This is a genomic window from Streptomyces sp. NPDC107517 (assembly GCF_055582645.1).
In genome coordinates this window covers 424,066-440,854 of the sequence record NZ_JBVJPM010000001.1, presented here as the reverse complement: position 1 = coordinate 440,854, position 16,789 = coordinate 424,066, and the positions used below count along the sequence as shown (strand labels likewise).

Here is a 16,789-nt window from a genome sequence, read left to right as displayed (position 1 = left end):
CGATCGCGCCCGGACGAGGCCCCGCAGAAGAACTCGCACTCCTCAGCCGGCGTCGGCCCCGTACCCCTCCCGCAGCTCGATCTTGCGGACCTTGCCGCTCACCGTCATCGGGAACGCGTCGAGGATGCGCAGCCGGGCCGGCGTCTTGTAGTGGGCCAGCCGGTCGCGGCAGTACGCGCGCAGTTCCTCCAGGGTGAGCGTGTCCTGCGGGTCACGGAGGATCACGCAGGCCAGGACCTCCTCCCCGTACCGCTCGTCGGGCACCCCCACGACCTGGACGTCCGCGATCTTCGGGTGGGCGTAGAGGAACTCCTCGATCTCGCGAGGGTAGACGTTCTCACCGCCCCTGATGATCATGTCCTTGATGCGGCCGACGATCTGGACGTAGCCGTCCTCGCGCAGGACCGCGAGGTCGCCGGTGTGCATCCACCGTCCCGGGTCGATGACCTCGGCCGTCTTCTCCAGCTCGTCCCAGTAGCCGAGCATCACGCTGTAGCCGCGTGTGCACAGCTCGCCCGGCTCGCCGCGCGGCAGCGTCACGCCGCTGACCGGGTCGACCACCTTGACCTCGATGTGCGGCAGGACGCGGCCGACCGTGCCGGTGCGGCGCTCAAGATCGTCGTCGCGGCGGGTCTGCGTGGAGACGGGCGAGGTCTCTGTCATGCCGTAGCAGATGGACACCTCCGCCATGTGCATCTCGGCGACGACCCGCTTCATGACCTCGACGGGGCACGGCGAGCCCGCCATGATGCCGGTCCGCAGCGACGACAGGTCGTAGGTCGCGAAGTCGGCGAGGTTCAGCTCGGCGATGAACATCGTCGGGACACCGTACAGCGACGTGCACCGCTCGCGCTCGACCGCGTGGAGCGTGGCGACGGGGTCGAAGGACGGGGCGGGGATGACGATGCAGGCACCGTGGGACGTCGCTCCCAAATTGCCCATGACCATCCCAAAACAATGGTAGAAGGGCACGGGCAGACAGACCCGGTCCTGCTCGGTGTAGCCGACCGTCTCGCCCACCCAGAATCCGTTGTTGAGGATGTTGTGGTGGGAGAGCGTGGCGCCCTTCGGGAAGCCGGTCGTACCCGAGGTGTACTGGATGTTGACCGGGTCGTCACAGCTCAACTCGGCCTGTCTGGCGTCGAGTTGCTCCACCGTGACCGCTGCCGCGCCCGCCGTCAGAGCGTCCCATCCGGCCTCACCGATGAAGACCGTCTCGCGCAGCTCGGGGCACCGCTCCCGCACCTGCCGCACGAGCGCCCGGTAGTCGCTGCCCTTGTGTTCGGCCGAGGCGACAAGGATCGAGACGCCCGCCTGCTTGAGCACGAACTCCAGCTCGTGGGCGCGGTATGCGGGGTTGATGTTCACCATGACCGCGCCGATGCGCGCGGTCGCGTACTGCACGAGGACCCACTCGGGGCAGTTGACCGCCCAGATCCCGACCCGGTCACCCTTGAGCACACCTCGGGCGAGCAGCCCGCGCGCCAACTCGTCGACGTCCGCGCCGAACCGGGCGTAGGTCCAACGCCGTCCGGACGGCACGTCGACCAGTGCGTCACGGTCGGGGTACGCGGCCACGGCCCGGTCGAGGTTGCGGCCGATCGTGTCGCCGAGGAGCGGCGCGGGGTCGGTCCCGTGCGCGTACGAGAGGGGCGGGGGCTCGGTTGTCGTGGGGGGTTCGCCTGTCATCGGAAGTCCTCCTCGCGGTACTCGGCCGTGGAACCCTGCGCCGTGCGCTCGCGCAGTTCGATCCGGCGGATCTTGCCGGAGACCGTCTTGGGCAGCTCGGCGAACTCCAGGCGCCGCACGCGCTTGTACGGCGCGAGTACCTCCCGCGAGTGCTCGAACAGCAGCTTCGCGGTGCCGGGCCCGGGTTCGTACCCCTCGGCGAGGACGACGTACGCCTTGGGGACGGCGAGCCGCACCTCGTCGGGGGCGGGCACCACGGCCGCCTCGGCGACCGCCTCGTGCTCCAGGAGCGCGCTCTCCAGCTCGAACGGGCTGATCTTGTAGTCGGAGGCCTTGAAGACGTCGCCTTCATTCTTGAAGACGTCGCCTTGATCACTGACAACATCTTCGTCGATGAAGAGTCGCGGGTCCACGAGGCCGTCCACGCGGATCGAGGGCAGCACAATGGGCTCCCGAACCAACGCGCCCGGGAAGGGCTCCAGAGCGGCCATCAGGCGCCCCCAGTACCCCCGCTGGACCCAGCGATGCCAGATGCTCGACACATTGCCGTACGGCAGCTCCATCCATGGGCAGCCGGTCCGCGCTTTCTGAAGCATCGAGTCCAAGAGCGCACGCGGATCTTTGGGGCGCCTTCCGCGTCTGTACATCTCGGAAACGACAGGCTGCACGGCAGCCCAGGCCTCGTCGGTCAGTTCCGGGACCACTCGATCCCGCTCTCGGAACCATGCGCTGATGCCATCGTCGGATCGCGTTCGCCTGACCGTCGGGCCAAGAATCGTAACTTTCAGCTTGAGCAGATCGACGACGCCTTCACGCTCCCGAGCGGTCATCGCGTGCAGGTTCTCGCGAGAAATATCCGAGAGACCCTTGAGGTCGCGTGCACGGACCTTGTCGCGCTGAACTTCGTCGTGCCATTGCTGCGCTTCGTGCCTCAGCTTGACGAGGTCATCCAGATCGTCATGAAGAGCCGCCGCAGCCCGTTCAATTGCAGCCTGGGTAGCCTCCTTGTCGAGCTTACGCTCAGCGGCCCGGAGTGCTGCCGCAGCGGAGGCGCCATCGATTGCTGCTTCCACAGCCTCGATTTGGCTATCGAGGTTTTCAATGCGTTCCTCGTAATTGACGTCCCTGCCCTTGATGACATCAATCCAGTCCTGAGCCAGGCCAGTAAGACGCTGAGGGCTTTCCAGGAGCTGGCAGATCTCGACCCAGACGCGTGCCTCCAGTGCTTCCGCGTTGATTTGGGAGCAGCCGCAGGTGCAGGCGGTTTCAGTGTCGCGCTTCTTGATGGTTCCCGCGCAGCGGTAGACCCGGGCGTTGTCGCGGCCCGTATTGCTGGTGCCGGTGTAGTGGCAGCCGCAATGGCAGAAGATGTGCTCGCTGAGGGGGTGGATGCTGGGTCCGCCGGAGGTTCTTGGGCCGCGTGCGGTGCGCGCTAGTGCCGTGTTGAGGAGCGCGAGTTCCGTGTCGCTGAAGACGCGGTCGTACGGGATGACGACAGGCTCTCCGAATAGTGGCTGTCCCTGGTCGTCGAGGCGGATCTTGGCGCCTCTCGGGTCCCGGTACCTGCGGACGCCCTCTTGGACGGCGGTGGAGGTGAGGACGTGCCGTACCGAGCCCTGTTTCCAGCCGTCGCCCGACGGGCCGGGGTGGCGCTCGGAGTTGAGGAGGTCTTCTACTTCGGAGGGGCTGTGGCCCTCCTTGACGATGAGCGTCCACATGAGGCGCAGTGTGGGGAGGCCTTCATTGTCGGCGCCCTCGTCGAGGACGATGCGGCTCTCACCCTTTTTGCCTTGGTTCTCGATGCGGTAGCCGTAGGGGGCGACGCCGCCGGGATGTCCCCCGAACTCGGCCTTCTCCTGGACACCGCCTTGGGTGCGGTCGCGGATGATGATGCGCTCGTCTTCGGCCCGACCCTGCTCCTTGCGCATTTTGGAGCGTCCGGCTTCGCTGGTGTTGTCGTAGTCGCCGCGGACGACTGCGACGAAGATGCCGATGTCTTCCAGGGCCCATACCCAGGGCCAGAAGGCGCGGTCGCGTCGGCCGATGGCGCGTTCTTCGGTCACTACGACGACATCGAAGGGGCGGGGGCTCTGGTGGGCGAGCTCCATCAGGCGCTTGAGGTCGGGGCGCTGGGTGTGGTCGAGGCTGCCGCTGCAGCCCTCGTCCTTGAAGGTCTCGACGTGTGTCCAGCCCTTCTTCTCGATGTGGCGCAACCCCTTCTTCACGCTGGAGGCGATGCCGAAGCCCTTCTTCTGCTCCTCCGTGGAGACTCGGGCATAGATGACGGCTCGAAGAGTGAGCGTGTGCTGGCGTGCGACGTCGATGGCTGATGTGAGAGTTTGGGTCATGTCAGTCTCGTCTCTGAAGGGTCAGACTGGCGGGCCCCGGCAGCGTTGCCTCGCTGTCGGGGCCACTTGACGTCTGGGATCTTATCCGCCAACTCTGCGTGGATCTACGGGCGTTAGGCAGCTTCGCCTGGTCGATGCCTCGCGACGTAAAGAGGATCTTGAAGAGGCGTCGATAGGCACCCTCGTCCTCTAGAACTGTCCGCTCCCACCGCGTCTCCGCGTCCGGCTGCTGGGGCTTGCTTTTCCCAAAAAAGAGGCGCCGGCTCCGCCGCGTTCCGGACGTGGGGCTAGCGCCGCACGAGGTGGATGTCCTCGCGTGGGTGGCCACCGGCGCGACGAACGCGGCCACGGCCGAACGCCTCGGCCTGCGGCCCGAGACCGTGAAGGGCTATCTGCGGTCGGCCATGCGGAAGTTGGGCGCGCACACGCGCCTGGAGGCGGTGGTGGCGGCCCGGAGGGCGGGGCTGTTGCCGTAGCTGCCGTCTTAGGCGGCCCGCGTCTGCGGCAGGAGCGATTCCTCAAGCGGACCGTGGACGACGAAGTGGGTTGAGGGACATGCTGGGGACATGGTGTCCACCGACCGGTATCTGGCGTTCGCGGCGATGTCGCTCCTGGTGATCGTGATCCCCGGGCCGAGCGTGCTGTTCGTGATCGGGCGCGCACTCGCGCACGGCCGGCGGACGGCGGTCGCGACAGCGCTCGGCAATGTCATCGGCTCGTACGTGCTCGTGGTGGGCGTGGCGCTCGGGATCGGCTCCCTGGTGGAGCGCTCGGCCGCGGTGTTCATGGCGGTGAAGCTGGCGGGAGCCGCGTATCTGGTCCTCCTCGGCGTGCAGGCGTTCCGGCACCGCAAGGAGATGCGGGCCGAGGACATCCGGGGGCCCCAGGGCCCGCCGCGCGGCGATCTGCGAACGGTTGCGGACGGCGCGCTCGTCGGGGTGACCAACCCCAAGGGCATCGTCTTCTTCGCGGCGGTTCTGCCCCAGTTCGTGGATCACTCGGTCGGTCACGTACCCGCGCAGATGCTCCTGTTGGGGCTGATGCCGATCTCGATCGGCCTGATCACGGACACGCTCTGGGGCCTGACGGCGTCCGCCGCCCGTACGTGGTTCGCCCGGTCCGACCGGCGCCTGTCGCTGATCGGCGGCACGGGAGGCTTCGCGATGATCGGCCTGGGAGTGACGGTCGCGGCGACGGGCCGCGCCGACTGATCCCGGCGCGCTCCGGCTGCCGCTACTGCGGCCGTACGGTCCCGAACCGGATGTCGCACGGGTCCTTGACCCCCAGCGTGCGCACGGTGGTCTCCGCCTCGTCCGTGAGGGCGTCGCGCTGCTGTGCGGTGAGCTTCCCGAAGGGCTGGAGGGTGAGCGCGGCGGAGGCGCCCTTGGCCTCGTCGAGCTTCCAGAGCCCGGCGAGCAGGCCGTCGACGAGGAACGTGGGATAGGCGATGTTCCCCTTCCACATGCGGTCCTTGTACGCGAGCGGCACGACGCGGGTGCGGTCGGCGTGCGAGAGCAGCAGGTTGTCGAACTCGGGGAGGAGGCGCGGCGGGGCGGGGGTGTCCTCGTCGGGGCGAGGCGCGTCGGGCAGGTCGAAGAGCTCGACGCCGTGCGGGTCACGGAAGGTGGCCAACCGCGGCCGCAGCCGCTCGAAGACCTCCGTCATGCGGGTCAGGCCCGCCCACTGCTGCATGTCCTTGACGGAGGCGGGCCCGAACGCGGCCAGATAGCGCAGGACGGTGCCGTCCGGGGCGGGGGCCGGGTCGGCGGCGCGGTCGAGCCAGTGCTCGGCGGTGGTCAGGGCGACCTGGCCGCTGCGCTTCCACAGGCCGCGCGGTGTGGCCTGTACGAGCGGCAGCCGGCAGCGGACGGCGATCGTGAGGGCGAGGGGGTCGGCGTCGGGCCACTCGGCGAGGAGCAGTTCCCGGATCCGCTTGGGGGTGCGCGGCTCCTGCTCGACGTAGGTCTTGGCGAGCGCGGCGAGCCGACCGAGGTCGACACCCGTGAGGCTCTTCGTGAAATTCTTCAACTCCCGCTCCAGCACGGGCTGGACGAGCGGCCGCAGGCTCATGCAGTCGTCGGCGCTGTGGAGGTGGACGGTCGAGCGCATGGTGGCGATGCGGACGACCTCGCGGTCCTCGAGGAGCCGGGAGAGCTCGGCGGGGTCGAAGCCGTCGAGCCGGGCGGCGAGCGCGCCGTAGGGCGGCTTCACGTTCTGCGCCTGGAGCCCCAGCAGGTGCTCCACGGCGGTCTTCACGGTGACCGGCGAGCGCCGCAGCAGGAGCTGACGATCGAGCGTGGCACGCCCCAGGGCCCGGGCCGACAGGGTCGGGGTAGCCGCATTGCTCACACTTGCCTCGGCCGTGCTCCGCTTGGTGGTCATGGTCGGCACGCTATCGGGACTTGCGGACAGCTACTGGCCTCAAGCCAGCGCCCGGCCGGCCGGCCACGTCCCCCCCGACCTGCCGGCCGCCCCCTGACGATCACTCCCCCACCGGCCGTATTGGGGCCATATATCCTGCACAGTGGCCGAAGTGACAGCCGTTTCGACACGCAAGGCGGAGACATGGCAGAGCGGCGGACCCGCCCCGGAGCCGAACCGAAGAAGTACATGTGGCGCCGCGCCGCAGGACAGTCGCCGGTGAAGCCCGAGCCGAGTACCGCGCCGCTCCCGTCCGCCACACCCACGGACCCCGCGTCCGAGACGGCCAGCGTGGTGCAGGCGGCGCTGTACCGGGACGGGGTACGGGTGTCGTCGCCCGCGACGCTCGCCGAGACGTTCCGCGAGCTGCGCGAACAGCAGGACGGTATGGCGTGGATCGGGCTGGCCCGCCCGACCGAGTCCGAACTCCTCTCCCTGGCAGCCGAATTCGACCTGCACCCGCTCGCGGTCGAGGACGCTCTGGAGGCACATCAGCGGCCGAAGCTGGAGCGGTACGGGGACACGCTGTTCGTCGTCCTGCGCGCCGCCCGCTACCTGGACGCACCCGAGGAGGTCGAGTTCGGGGAGCTGCACGTGTTCGTCGGAGCGGACTTCGTCATCACGGTCCGGCACGGCGCGGCGCCCGACCTGTCCGGTGTGCGCCGCCGCATGGAGGACTCCCCCGAGCTGCTGAAACTCGGCCCCGAGGCGGTGCTCTACGCGATTCTCGACGCGGTGGTGGACGGCTACGCCCCGGTCGTCGCCGGGGTCCAGACAGACATCGACGAGATCGAGACGGAGGTCTTCTCCGGAGCGCCCGAGGTGTCCCGGCGCATCTACGAACTCTCGCGCGAGATGGTCGAGTTCCAGCGGGCGACCCGCCCCCTGGTCGGCATGCTGCACGCCCTGATGGCGGGCTTCGCCAAGTACCGCACGGACGAGGAACTCCAGCGCTACCTGCGCGACGTGGCCGACCACGTCACGCACACGAGCGAACGCGTGGACGGCTTCCGCCAGGCCCTCGCGGACATCCTGACGGTGAACGCGACGCAGGTCACCCAGCAGCAGAACGCGGAGATGCGGGCACTGGCCGAAGCGGGCTTCGAACAGAACGAGGAAATCAAGAAGATCTCGTCGTGGGCGGCCATCCTGTTCGCCCCGACCCTGGTCGGCACGATCTACGGCATGAACTTCGACCACATGCCGGAGCTGCACTGGGTGGGCGGATACCCGTTCGCGATCGTGCTGATGGCAGTGGTGTGCACGAGCCTGTACGTCATTTTCAAGAAGCGGGACTGGCTGTAGAAGGTCCCGGTCCGGGCGCTGTCCCGTACACGTACCGCTGAAGCGCCGTGCCCCGCTCCGAGCGGCGGGCCCGAGCACCGGGCCTGGTTCCGGCCTGGTTCACGGATGAACTCCTCGGGCACTTCGGCCGGCGGGCGGATCGAGGTCGAGGCCACGGCACCACGCGCGTCCGTCCGGCGATGCGGGGGAGGTGTCGGCCGCGCCGCGGTGACGGCCGCGTTCGCCGCCCGTCAGGCGCGGGTCTGACCGTCGGTGGTCCGCTCGGTACGGCGGAAGGCGAGGTCGATGATCCGTCGCCAGTTCACAGGCGGCTCGGGTACGACGACGCCGGGGCGGTCACGTGGCAGCAGGACCCGCAGCGCGCCCGGGCGCAGCGTGCAGACCACCGGGGTGGGCATCCGAAGTGCCTCGCCGTCGACCGCGACGGGGATCTCGTCCGCGCCGGTCGTCACCTCGACGCGGTGTGCGGTCATGACGGTCAGGCCGGTGGACTGCGAGCCCCGCAGGGCCAGGTCGGCGGCCTGCGCCGCGTCCTCCACGCGGATCCCGAGCACCCCCAGTTCACCGTCGTCCAGCCGGGGCCTGCGGCCGCCGCCGGTGAGTTCGTCGGGTGACGTGTACGGGTTGTTGCTGACCAGCAGTGCCTGCTGGGAGGAGAGGGCGGTGCCGTCGGCCTGTGCGTCGAGCCGTCGCACCCCTTCCCCGAGCAGCAGGTCCGGCATGAGCGTCAGCGCCGTGCCCGCCTTGTCGTCGCGGTACTCGGGCCGCTGCACGACGTCGGCGTACACCCCGAAGGACACGGTGTTGACGAAGGCCCGGCCCTCGATGTCGCCGAGGTCGACCCGGACCTCCTCGCCGGCCGTGAGCGCGTCGAGGCAGCGGGACGGGTCGGAGCGGTCGAGGCCCAGGTCCATGGCGAAGTGGTTGCGGGTGCCGGCGCAGACCACGAGGAACGGCAGGTCGTGCTCGGCGGCGACCGCCGCGACCAGGGCCTGGGTGCCGTCGCCGCCGGCGACGCCGAGCAGGTCCGCGCCTTCGGCCACGGCCTGCCGGGCCAGCGCGGCGACGTCGGCCGGGGCGGACGGATCGAGCAGGACCACCCGCGCACCGAGTTCCTCCGCCCGCTCGACCAGCCCGAAACGGCCGACCTTCCCGCCCCCGGACTTCGGATTCATGATCAGGACCGGCCGCTTCGGCCGGGCAGCGGCCCTCGTCCGCATCGGCCGCTGCGGGCGCGACATACGCAGCGCCGTCCTCGCGCAGGCCAGGGCCACGCCCCAGCACAGGCAGAGGACCAGAGCCGTCAGCCACAGGCCGCCGTGCGCGTAGAGCACCAGGACGGCGACGGGGGCCACGACCGTGAGGAGCGCTCCGCCCAGCCGCACCAGTCCGCGGTGCGCCACGAACCACCAGACGCCGACCGCGCAGACGATCAGCCCCAGGAGCCCGGCACCGACGACGAGCAGGCCGCCCTCCCCCAGCGCGAGCCCGAGCACGACCAGCGAACCCGCCACCGCGAGCACGGCCAGACGTGCCAACAGCCGCGCGGCCCCGCTCCCGCCGGGGGCCGTCGCGCGCGTCCTGCCCATGGCGTCCTCTCCACAGCCCTGTCCGGCCGAGTGATGTCTCGGGCCATGGGGACATCCTGGCAGGGTCGAATCCGGCGTTCGCCTCCGTCGAGCGCGTTTCGTCCCCGGCTCCGGCCGCGAGTGAAGGCCGATGTGTGCACTGGCGAGGTACCTCGCAACCTCGTTCTCCGGGGGCCTGGACAACCATGCTGACCCGGCGCCCGATACCTGACGCCTGACGCCACGCGAAGACAGCCGGAGCTACGTTCAGGCCGGGCGCCCCGTGGTGCGACCCGTTCACGCGCCCGGCACGGAGTCGTGCCGGTCGAGGGCCAGCCAGACGCGGTCCCGGGTCACCGGCATCTCGGTGAAGCGGACGCCGGTGGCGTCGCGCAGCGCGTTGGCGAAGGCGGGGGCGACCGGGTTGAAGGGGCTCTCGCTCATCGACTTGGCGCCGAGCGGGCCGATGGCGTCGGTGGTCTCCATGAAGTGGACCTCGGTGCGCGGGACATCGGCGTACTGCGGGAGGCGGTAGCGGCGGAAGGCGGCGGTGGTGACCTCGCCGCGGTCGTCGACACGTACCGTCTCGAAGAGCGTCGCGCCCAGCGCCTGGGCCACGCCTCCCTCGACCTGGCCGCGGCACTGCATCGGGTTCATGACCTTGCCCGCGTCGGCGGCGTGGACGCTGCGCAGGATGCGGATCTCGCCGGTGCCGGGGTCGACGGCGAGGCGGAACCACTGGGCGTTGAAGGCGACGGAGCGGGGGGAGCCGCCCCAGTGGCCGTCGGCGGCCACCTCGTCCATGGCGCCCTTCGCCTCGGCCGCCTCGTACAACTCCTTCAGCGTCACCACCCGGCCCGCGCAGTCGACGGCCTCGGCCCCGAGTACGCACAGGTGGCGGGCGACGCCGGTGTGCCGGGCGGCGAAGGTCCGCAGCCGTTCGGCGAGGGAGCCGGCGGCGAGAAGGACGGCCTTTCCGGCCACCACCGTGCCCGCGGAGCCGAAGGCGCCGGTGTCGTGGCGGACGACGTCCGTGTCGGACTGCCGGATCGTGAGGCGGTCCTCGGTGGTGTTGAGGGCCCCGGCGGTGATCTGCTTGTGGACGGTGGTGGTGCCGTTGCCGAACTCGGCCGTCCCGACGGCGATGTCGTACGTCCCGTCGGACAGGAGCGACACGCGGGCGTCGGCGTAGTGCCCGCCGGGCGGGCCGGTGGCGATCATCGCCATCGCCGTGCCCTGCCCGACCAGCCATCCCTCGGGCGCCTGCTCGGCGCTGGTGTCCTCGGCGATCGCCTTGCGCACGACGCCCAGGCACTGGTCGAGGCCGTAGGAAGCGATGTGGAGGTCCTCCTCCTCGCCGATCGGGCTGAGCATGTGCTCGCCGGGGCCGATGATGTTCTTCTCGCGGAAGACCAGGGGGTCCATGCCGAGTCGGCGGGCCAGTTCGTCCATGACCGATTCGACGGCGAAGGTGACCTGGCCGAGGCCGTAGCCGCGGAAGGCGCCCGCCGGGACCACGTTCGTGTAGACGGAGAACGCGTCGACCTTCTTGTGCGGGGCTCGGTAGACGGCGAACGACTCGCCGACGCTGTGGAACATGACGGCGGGGCCGTGGTTGCCGTAGGCGCCGGTGTTGGAGACGACACGCATCTGGATCGCGGTCAGCGTGCCGTCGGTGCGGGCGCCGACCTTGATGCCGATGGTGAAGGGGTGGCGGGTGGTCGCTCCGTAGAACTGCTCCGCGCGCGTGTACTCCAGCTTCACCGGCCGCCGCAGCTTCAGTGCCGCCAGCGTGACGATGTCCTCCGTCAGCATCTCCTGCTTGCCGCCGAAGCCGCCGCCCACACGTCCCGCGACGACACGGACCTCGTCCTCGGGCAGGCCGTACAGGGCGCACAGCGCGCGGCGCGTCAGGAACGGGGTCTGGGTGGAGGACCGGACGGTGAGGCGCTCGCCGGTGCCGTCCTCCTTGGGCTCGAAGTAGGCGACACAGCCGTGGGTCTCCAGGCTTGCGTGCTGGACGCGCTGGGTGCGGAAGGTCTCCTCGTAGACGACATCTGCGTCGGCGAAGCCGTCCTCGACGGAGCCGATCTCACCGTGCACCTCACCGGCGACGTTGTTCTCCACGCGGGAGATCCGTACCTCGGGGCCCTTGCCCTCGTGGATGACGGGGGCGCCGGGGGCCATCGCCTTCTCGGGGTCGGTGACGTACGGGAGTTGGTCGTAGACCACCTCGATCCGCCGGCAGCCCTCCTCGGCGGCCTGTTCGCTGTCGGCCACCACGGCGGCGACGCGCTGGCCGACGTAGCGGACGGTGTCGTCGAGGACGCGCGTGTCGTCGGGGTCCTCGGTGGGGTGCTCGTGCCGGGCCGAGGAGTACAGGGTCGCGGGGGCGTCCTCGTGGGTGAGGACGGCGTGCACGCCGGGCACGCGCAGGGCGTCCGCGGTGTCGATGGAGACGATGCGGGCGTGCGGGTGCGGGGAGCGCAGCAGCTTCATGTGGAGGAGGCCGGGGACTTCGACGTCGAAGGTGTAGCGGGCGGTGCCGGTCACGACCTGGGGGCCCGCGGGCGCGCCGAGGCTCTTGCCGACCGCCTTGCCCGCACAGGGACGTTCGGTGTGCTGCACGCCTCGCACGGCGTCCTCGATGGCGCGGTATCCGGTGCACCGGCAGATGTTGCCCTTGAAGGCGCGGGGCAGGTCGTCCAGTTTGCCGTCGTCGTGCTCGGTGCCCTGCTCGGCTTCGAGGGCGGCCGTCGTCATCAGGAATCCGGCGGTGCAGAAGCCGCACTGGAACCCCTGGGCGCCGAGGAACTTCTGCTGGACGGGGTGGAGTTCACCCTCCGCGGAGGCGAGGCCCTCGACGGTCGTCACGGTGCGGCCCTGTGCCCGTACGGCCGGGTACAGACAGCTGTGGACCGGCTCCCCGTCCACATGGACGGTGCAGGCGCCGCAGTCGCCCGCGTCGCAGCCCTTCTTCACCCCGAACCAGCCGCGCTCGCGCAGATAGGTGCGCAGACACTGGCCGGCCCGCGGTTCGGTGTCGAAGTGCCGGTCGTTGACCTCGATGTCGAAGCTCATCGTGCACCGTCCTGGGAGAGCTGGGTCAGTTCGTGGCGGACTTCCTCGGCGAGGCGCAGTCCCATGTGCCGCCGCCACTCGGGCAGTCCGTGGATGTCGTCGAACCAGTCGTCCTCGCCGACGGCCGCCTCGATGGCCCGCCGGAGCTCGCCCTTGTCCGGCGGCAGGGGGAACCAGAGGCGGAAGGGCCGTACGGTCGCCGCGCTGATCGTCACCGCCATCGACCCGTCCACGGGATCGAGCGTTGCGATGACCAGCGCTCCCGAGCGGCCGAGCCCGTACAGCGACGCCTGGCGGAAGGCCGTCCGGCAGCCGAGTGCCCGCGCGGGCAGGGTGACCGAGCGGAGCAGCTCGCCCGCGCCGAGGTCCTTGCGGCCCGCGCCGGTGATGAAGTCGGCGACCTTCACGGTCCGTCTCACTCCGGCCTGCGACTGGAGGAGACAGGTGCCGTCGAGCGCGGCGGTCAGCGAGATCATCGGCCCGGCAGGCAGCCCGTTGCACAGGTTCCCGCCCACGGTCGCCATGTTCCAGATCTTGAACGAGGCGAGAAAGGCACGGCAGCACTGCTCGATCAACGGCGCCGCCGCGGCCTCGAACTTCCGCCCGAAGCGGGAGAGTTGGGCGATGGTGCACGTCGCCGCGATCTCCAGCGTCCCGTCCGCGCCGAGGGTGAGCGGCTCCCAGCCCATGCGGCTCAGATCCACCAGGCGCCGCAGATGAGGCTGCGGCTCGGAGAACAGGTACGTGCCCCCGCCCAGCCACGCGTCGCCCGGTTGCCAGGGCTCCCGCAACCGGCCGTCACGCACGTCCTTCACCGTGTTCAGATCCATGTCTCCCACGCCCCTCAGCTGCTGCCTCACAGCCAGTGAAGCCGGGAGCAGGGCCGGAAACGACTGGTGCACCACACGGAAAACGTCACCCCGATGCGGTGGGCATTGGTTGAACGACCAAGCAGCTTTTGCCTTCGGCGCACCGGGGTCGCGGACCGTATCTGTCCGCGAGAGGTGCCAGGGTGATGCGAGGGCCGCGGACGCACTCCGCCGCGGACCCGCTGCCCGCACCGACGCACCGCGCCACGAACGGAGCACCCCGTGAGCCGCCACATCCAGGTCACCTTCGATGCCCACGACCCGCGGGCACTGTCGTCCTTCTGGCGCGACGTACTGGGCTACGTCCACCCCGGCCCGCCCGGCGTCGACGTGCCCGAGGGCGCCGACCCACTGGCCGCGTGGGACGACTTCCTCGCGCGGATCGGCGTACCGGAGGAACAGCGCAACACGCGGTCGGCCGTCGAGGACCCGGAAGGGCAGGGCCCGCGGCTGTTCTTCCAGCAGGTACCGGAGGACAAGGCCGCCAAGAACCGTGTCCACCTCGACGTCCGTGCGGCACCCGGACTGGAGGGCCAGGAGCGCATGGCGGCGCTCGAGGCCGAGTGCGCCCGGCTCGTCGCGCTCGGCGCCTCGCGGGTACGGCGCGATGAGCCCGCTCCCCCGCTGAGCACGGGCTACATCGTGATGACCGACCCGGAGGGGAACGAGTTCTGCCTCGACTGACGTGGTGCGGCGCGTAGGCGCGGCAACCTACCTGCGTCCGGGGCGCAGGGCGTGCTGGGCGGCGAGGCGGACGGGGGCGTTCTGGGCGCCGTAACCGCGGTATCCGCCGTCGCGCTGGACCAGTTCGAAGAAGACCCGGCCGACCGTCTCCGTGTAGAAGTGGCGGAAGGTGCCGTGCTCGTCGCGGTCGTAGAGGATGCCGAGCTCCCGGTACGTCTCCGCCTCGCCCGGTTCGAACTCGAAGCGCGCCGCCAAGTCGTCGTAGTAGTTGGGCGGTACGGGCAGCGGCCGGCCGCCCGCGTCCTGGAAGGCTCGGGCGGCGGCCACCACGTCGTCCGTCGCCAGGGCGATGTGCTGGACGCGGTCGGCGTCGTCGGCGGGGCCCGCGCCGATGCCGAGCGCGATCCGCACCCTGCCGTCGTCGTTCGTGACGGCACGGCTGCGCAGCAGCCCGTAGGGGTCGGCGACGTCGACGCTCTCCTGCGGCCGGAGTCCGAGCACCGTGCGGTGGAAGAGCGCGGCCTCGTCGAACTGGTGCCAGGGCTGGGTGAGGGCCAGGTGGTCGATCCGCAGGACGGCGCCCCGCCGTTCCCGGTCAGGGTCGCCGTCACGGGCGCCGGGCAGCTGCGCGAAGTCCTCCCGCCAGTTCGGCAGGCCTTCCCGGTCCGTCGCGCAGAAGAAGATCTCCACGCCGTCGGGCGCGGCCACCGCGTCCAGCGGGGCGTCCTCGGGTGCCCGGCGGCGGGGCAGTACGGGGGCGAGGAGCGAGTCTGCGCGGGCGGTCGCGGCGGCCGGGTCCGGGGACTCCAGGCCGAGCGCGGCGAGGGCGAGTCCGTCGCGGTGGCGGACGGGATCCGTGGTGACGAGGATGCGGGCCTCGCCGCGCTGCCACAGTTCGACGGGCTTGCCGCGGTGCCTGGCGGCCCTGGCCAGGCCGAGGGCGCCGAGGAGCGCGGACACGGCACCGGCGTCCGGGGTGGTGAGCTCCGCGAAGGCGAAACCGGTGGGCTGGACCGGTGCGGGCGGCGCCGTGAGGCCGGCTGCTTCCTGGAGGAGCATCAGGGAGCGCCGGGCGTCGACGGCGGTGGGGCCCGCGTCGGCCTGCCGGAAGACGTCGTTGAACACTTCGAGCGACAGCGGGCCCTGGTAACCGGCGTTGATCACGTGCCGGACGAGTCCGGTCACGTCCAGGCCGCCCTGCCCGGGGAAACAGCGGTAGTGGCGACTCCACTGGAGGACGTCCATCGCCATCAGCGGGGCGTCGGCGAGCTGGAGGAAGAAGATCTTCTCGCCGGGGATGTCCTCGATGCCCTTGGGGTCACAGCCGCGGGCGAGGATGTGGAAACTGTCCAGGCAGGTGCCGAGCGCCGGGTGCCCCGCCGCCTCGACGATGCGCCAGGCGTGGTCGTACGTGCTGACGTGACGGCCCCAGGCGAGTGCTTCGTAGGCGACGCGTACGCCGTGTTCCTGCGCCGACTGCGCGAGCCTGTGCAGGTGTTCGGCGGCGAGCGCGTCGTCGTCGACGGCGAGGGGCGAGACGCTGGAGCACACCAGGACGGTGTCCGTGCCGAGCCGGTTCATCAGCCGGAACTTGTGCTCGGCGCGGCGCAGGTTCCGCTCGAACTCCTGCGGCGGCACCGCCTCGATGTCCCGCATCGGCTGGTAGAGGTCGATGGTGAGGCCGAGGTCCGCGGTGCGGGCCCGGATCTCCTCGGGGGTGAGCGGACTCGCGAGGAGATCGTTCTCGAAGATCTCCACCCCGTCGAACCCGGCGGAGGCGGCGGCGGTCAGCTTCTCGGTGAGGGATCCGCTGAGCGAGACGGTGGCGATCGAGGTACGCACGACGGTGCTCCTTGAGACGGAGGAGGGGGTCGGTGTGGGGGTCGGTGCCGGGGGCCGGGGTCAGCCTCGGGCCGCCGCCGCACCCGCGAGTTCGGCGATGTCCGCGAGCATCCGTGTGACGTCCGGCTCGCGGCGCGTGAAGAGCCGGAACGCGTCCGCGGCCTGGAACACCGCCATGCCTGCGCCGTCGAGCGTGGCGCACCCCAACTCCCGTGCAGTGCGCAGGAGTTCCGTCTCCAGCGGGCGGTAGACGACTTCCGCCACCCAGAGGGACGGGCGCAGCAGGCGGGCGGGGAGCGGGAGTCCCGGGTGGGCGGCCATGCCGGTGGGTGTGGCGTGGACGAGGCCGTCGGCGCGGGCGAGAGGCTCTTCGATGCGGTCCGGGGTCCCGGCGGACGCGCGGCCCTCGCCGAAGTGCCGGTTCAGCGACGCGGCCAGGTCCGCGGCGCGCTCGGGCAGGGCGTCCACGACGGTGAGGTGGCCGCCGCCCAGGGTGAGCACGGCGTGCGCGACCGCCGCGCCCGCGCCGCCCGCGCCGAGCTGCACGACCCGGTCGAGCGGGGCGTCGGGCAGGCCGCGGGCGAAGGAGGCCGCGAATCCGGTGACGTCGGTGTTGTGGCCGACGGCGCGCCCGCCCTCGAACACGACGGTGTTCACGGCGCCGAGCGCCTCCGCCTGGGGGGCGAGCTCATCGAGGTGCTCAATGACGAGCTGCTTGCAGGGGTGGGTGATGTTCAGGCCGTCGTAGCCCACGGCCCGCGCCGCCCGCACCAGGTCGCCGACCCGGTCGGGGGCGACACCCAGGGCGTCGATGTCGATCAGCCGGTAGAGATGGCGCAGGCCCTGACGGTCGGCCTCCCGCTCATGGAGCGCGGGGCTCAGCGAGGGGCCGATGCCCGAACCGATCAGACCGACGAGACAGGAGTCCTGGGACACCGCGCGCTCCTCCTAATGTACGAACTGGTTCGTTAGTAATACCAGG

The 16,789-nt window shown here is 70.7% G+C and carries 11 protein-coding genes and 2 pseudogenes; 4 read left to right on the top strand and 9 right to left on the bottom strand.

The features are described 5' to 3' along the window. Positions 1-42: 42 nt before the first annotated feature. The 3 genes and pseudogenes from ACZ67T_RS01835 to ACZ67T_RS01825 form a co-directional block, all read right to left on the bottom strand. Positions 43-1,689, bottom strand: a complete 1,647-nt coding sequence (locus ACZ67T_RS01835; protein ID WP_469981011.1) for an AMP-binding protein — start codon at positions 1,687-1,689, stop codon at positions 43-45. After that, a complete protein-coding gene (locus ACZ67T_RS01830; RefSeq protein ID WP_469981359.1) occupies positions 1,686-2,519 on the bottom strand; it encodes a transposase in 834 nt (277 codons plus the stop codon). Before ACZ67T_RS01830 ends, ACZ67T_RS01835 begins: the two co-directional genes overlap by 4 nt. 378 nt (positions 2,520-2,897) lie before the next feature. Then, positions 2,898-4,037 (bottom strand): annotated as a pseudogene (locus ACZ67T_RS01825) (recombinase family protein); the annotation flags it as partial. A 278-nt stretch (positions 4,038-4,315) separates the two neighbouring features. Between ACZ67T_RS01825 and ACZ67T_RS01820 the strand changes: the two are divergent. Both ACZ67T_RS01820 and ACZ67T_RS01815 read left to right on the top strand, forming a co-directional pair. After that, positions 4,316-4,513, top strand: a pseudogene (locus ACZ67T_RS01820) (LuxR C-terminal-related transcriptional regulator); the annotation flags it as partial. A gap of 90 nt (positions 4,514-4,603) precedes the next feature. Next, complete coding sequence (locus ACZ67T_RS01815) at positions 4,604-5,248, top strand: LysE family translocator (protein ID WP_469981010.1); 645 nt, start codon at positions 4,604-4,606, stop codon at positions 5,246-5,248. Positions 5,249-5,270: 22 nt separating this feature from the next. On the opposite strand, the gene ACZ67T_RS01810 is transcribed toward ACZ67T_RS01815, so the two are convergent. Continuing rightward, the gene (locus tag ACZ67T_RS01810) at positions 5,271-6,419 is read right to left on the bottom strand and encodes a winged helix DNA-binding domain-containing protein (protein WP_469981008.1); all 1,149 of its coding nucleotides are present in this window, start codon (positions 6,417-6,419) and stop codon (positions 5,271-5,273) included. Positions 6,420-6,602: 183 nt separating this feature from the next. Between ACZ67T_RS01810 and ACZ67T_RS01805 the strand changes: the two genes are divergently transcribed. Continuing rightward, positions 6,603-7,763 (top strand): magnesium and cobalt transport protein CorA, encoded by a 1,161-nt coding sequence (locus tag ACZ67T_RS01805; RefSeq protein WP_469981007.1) that lies wholly within the window; start codon positions 6,603-6,605, stop codon positions 7,761-7,763. A 230-nt stretch (positions 7,764-7,993) separates the two neighbouring features. Here ACZ67T_RS01805 and ACZ67T_RS01800 read toward each other — a convergent pair whose 3' ends face one another. The 3 genes from ACZ67T_RS01800 to ACZ67T_RS01790 all read right to left on the bottom strand — a co-directional run bounded on the left by ACZ67T_RS01800 (position 7,994) and on the right by ACZ67T_RS01790 (position 13,242). Beyond that, positions 7,994-9,352: a diacylglycerol/lipid kinase family protein gene (locus ACZ67T_RS01800; RefSeq protein ID WP_469981005.1), complete on the bottom strand. Its 1,359-nt coding sequence runs from the start codon at positions 9,350-9,352 to the stop codon at positions 7,994-7,996. Positions 9,353-9,628: 276 nt separating this feature from the next. Further along, positions 9,629-12,412: a molybdopterin-dependent oxidoreductase gene (locus ACZ67T_RS01795; RefSeq protein ID WP_469981004.1), complete on the bottom strand. Its 2,784-nt coding sequence runs from the start codon at positions 12,410-12,412 to the stop codon at positions 9,629-9,631. Then, the gene (locus tag ACZ67T_RS01790) at positions 12,409-13,242 is read right to left on the bottom strand and encodes an FAD binding domain-containing protein (RefSeq protein ID WP_469981002.1); all 834 of its coding nucleotides are present in this window, start codon (positions 13,240-13,242) and stop codon (positions 12,409-12,411) included. Before ACZ67T_RS01790 ends, ACZ67T_RS01795 begins: the two co-directional genes overlap by 4 nt. A gap of 261 nt (positions 13,243-13,503) precedes the next feature. Between ACZ67T_RS01790 and ACZ67T_RS01785 the strand changes: the two genes are divergently transcribed. Continuing rightward, positions 13,504-13,965 (top strand): VOC family protein, encoded by a 462-nt coding sequence (locus ACZ67T_RS01785; protein WP_469981000.1) that lies wholly within the window; start codon positions 13,504-13,506, stop codon positions 13,963-13,965. A 27-nt stretch (positions 13,966-13,992) separates the two neighbouring features. Here ACZ67T_RS01785 and ACZ67T_RS01780 read toward each other — a convergent pair whose 3' ends face one another. Next, positions 13,993-15,807, bottom strand: a complete 1,815-nt coding sequence (locus ACZ67T_RS01780; RefSeq protein ID WP_469980998.1) for a bifunctional sugar phosphate isomerase/epimerase/4-hydroxyphenylpyruvate dioxygenase family protein — start codon at positions 15,805-15,807, stop codon at positions 13,993-13,995. 60 nt (positions 15,808-15,867) lie between these two features. Beyond that, on the bottom strand, positions 15,868-16,743 hold the full coding sequence (locus ACZ67T_RS01775; RefSeq protein WP_469980997.1) for a shikimate dehydrogenase: 876 nt from the start codon (positions 16,741-16,743) through the stop codon (positions 15,868-15,870). Between the last annotated feature and the right edge of the window lie 46 nt (positions 16,744-16,789).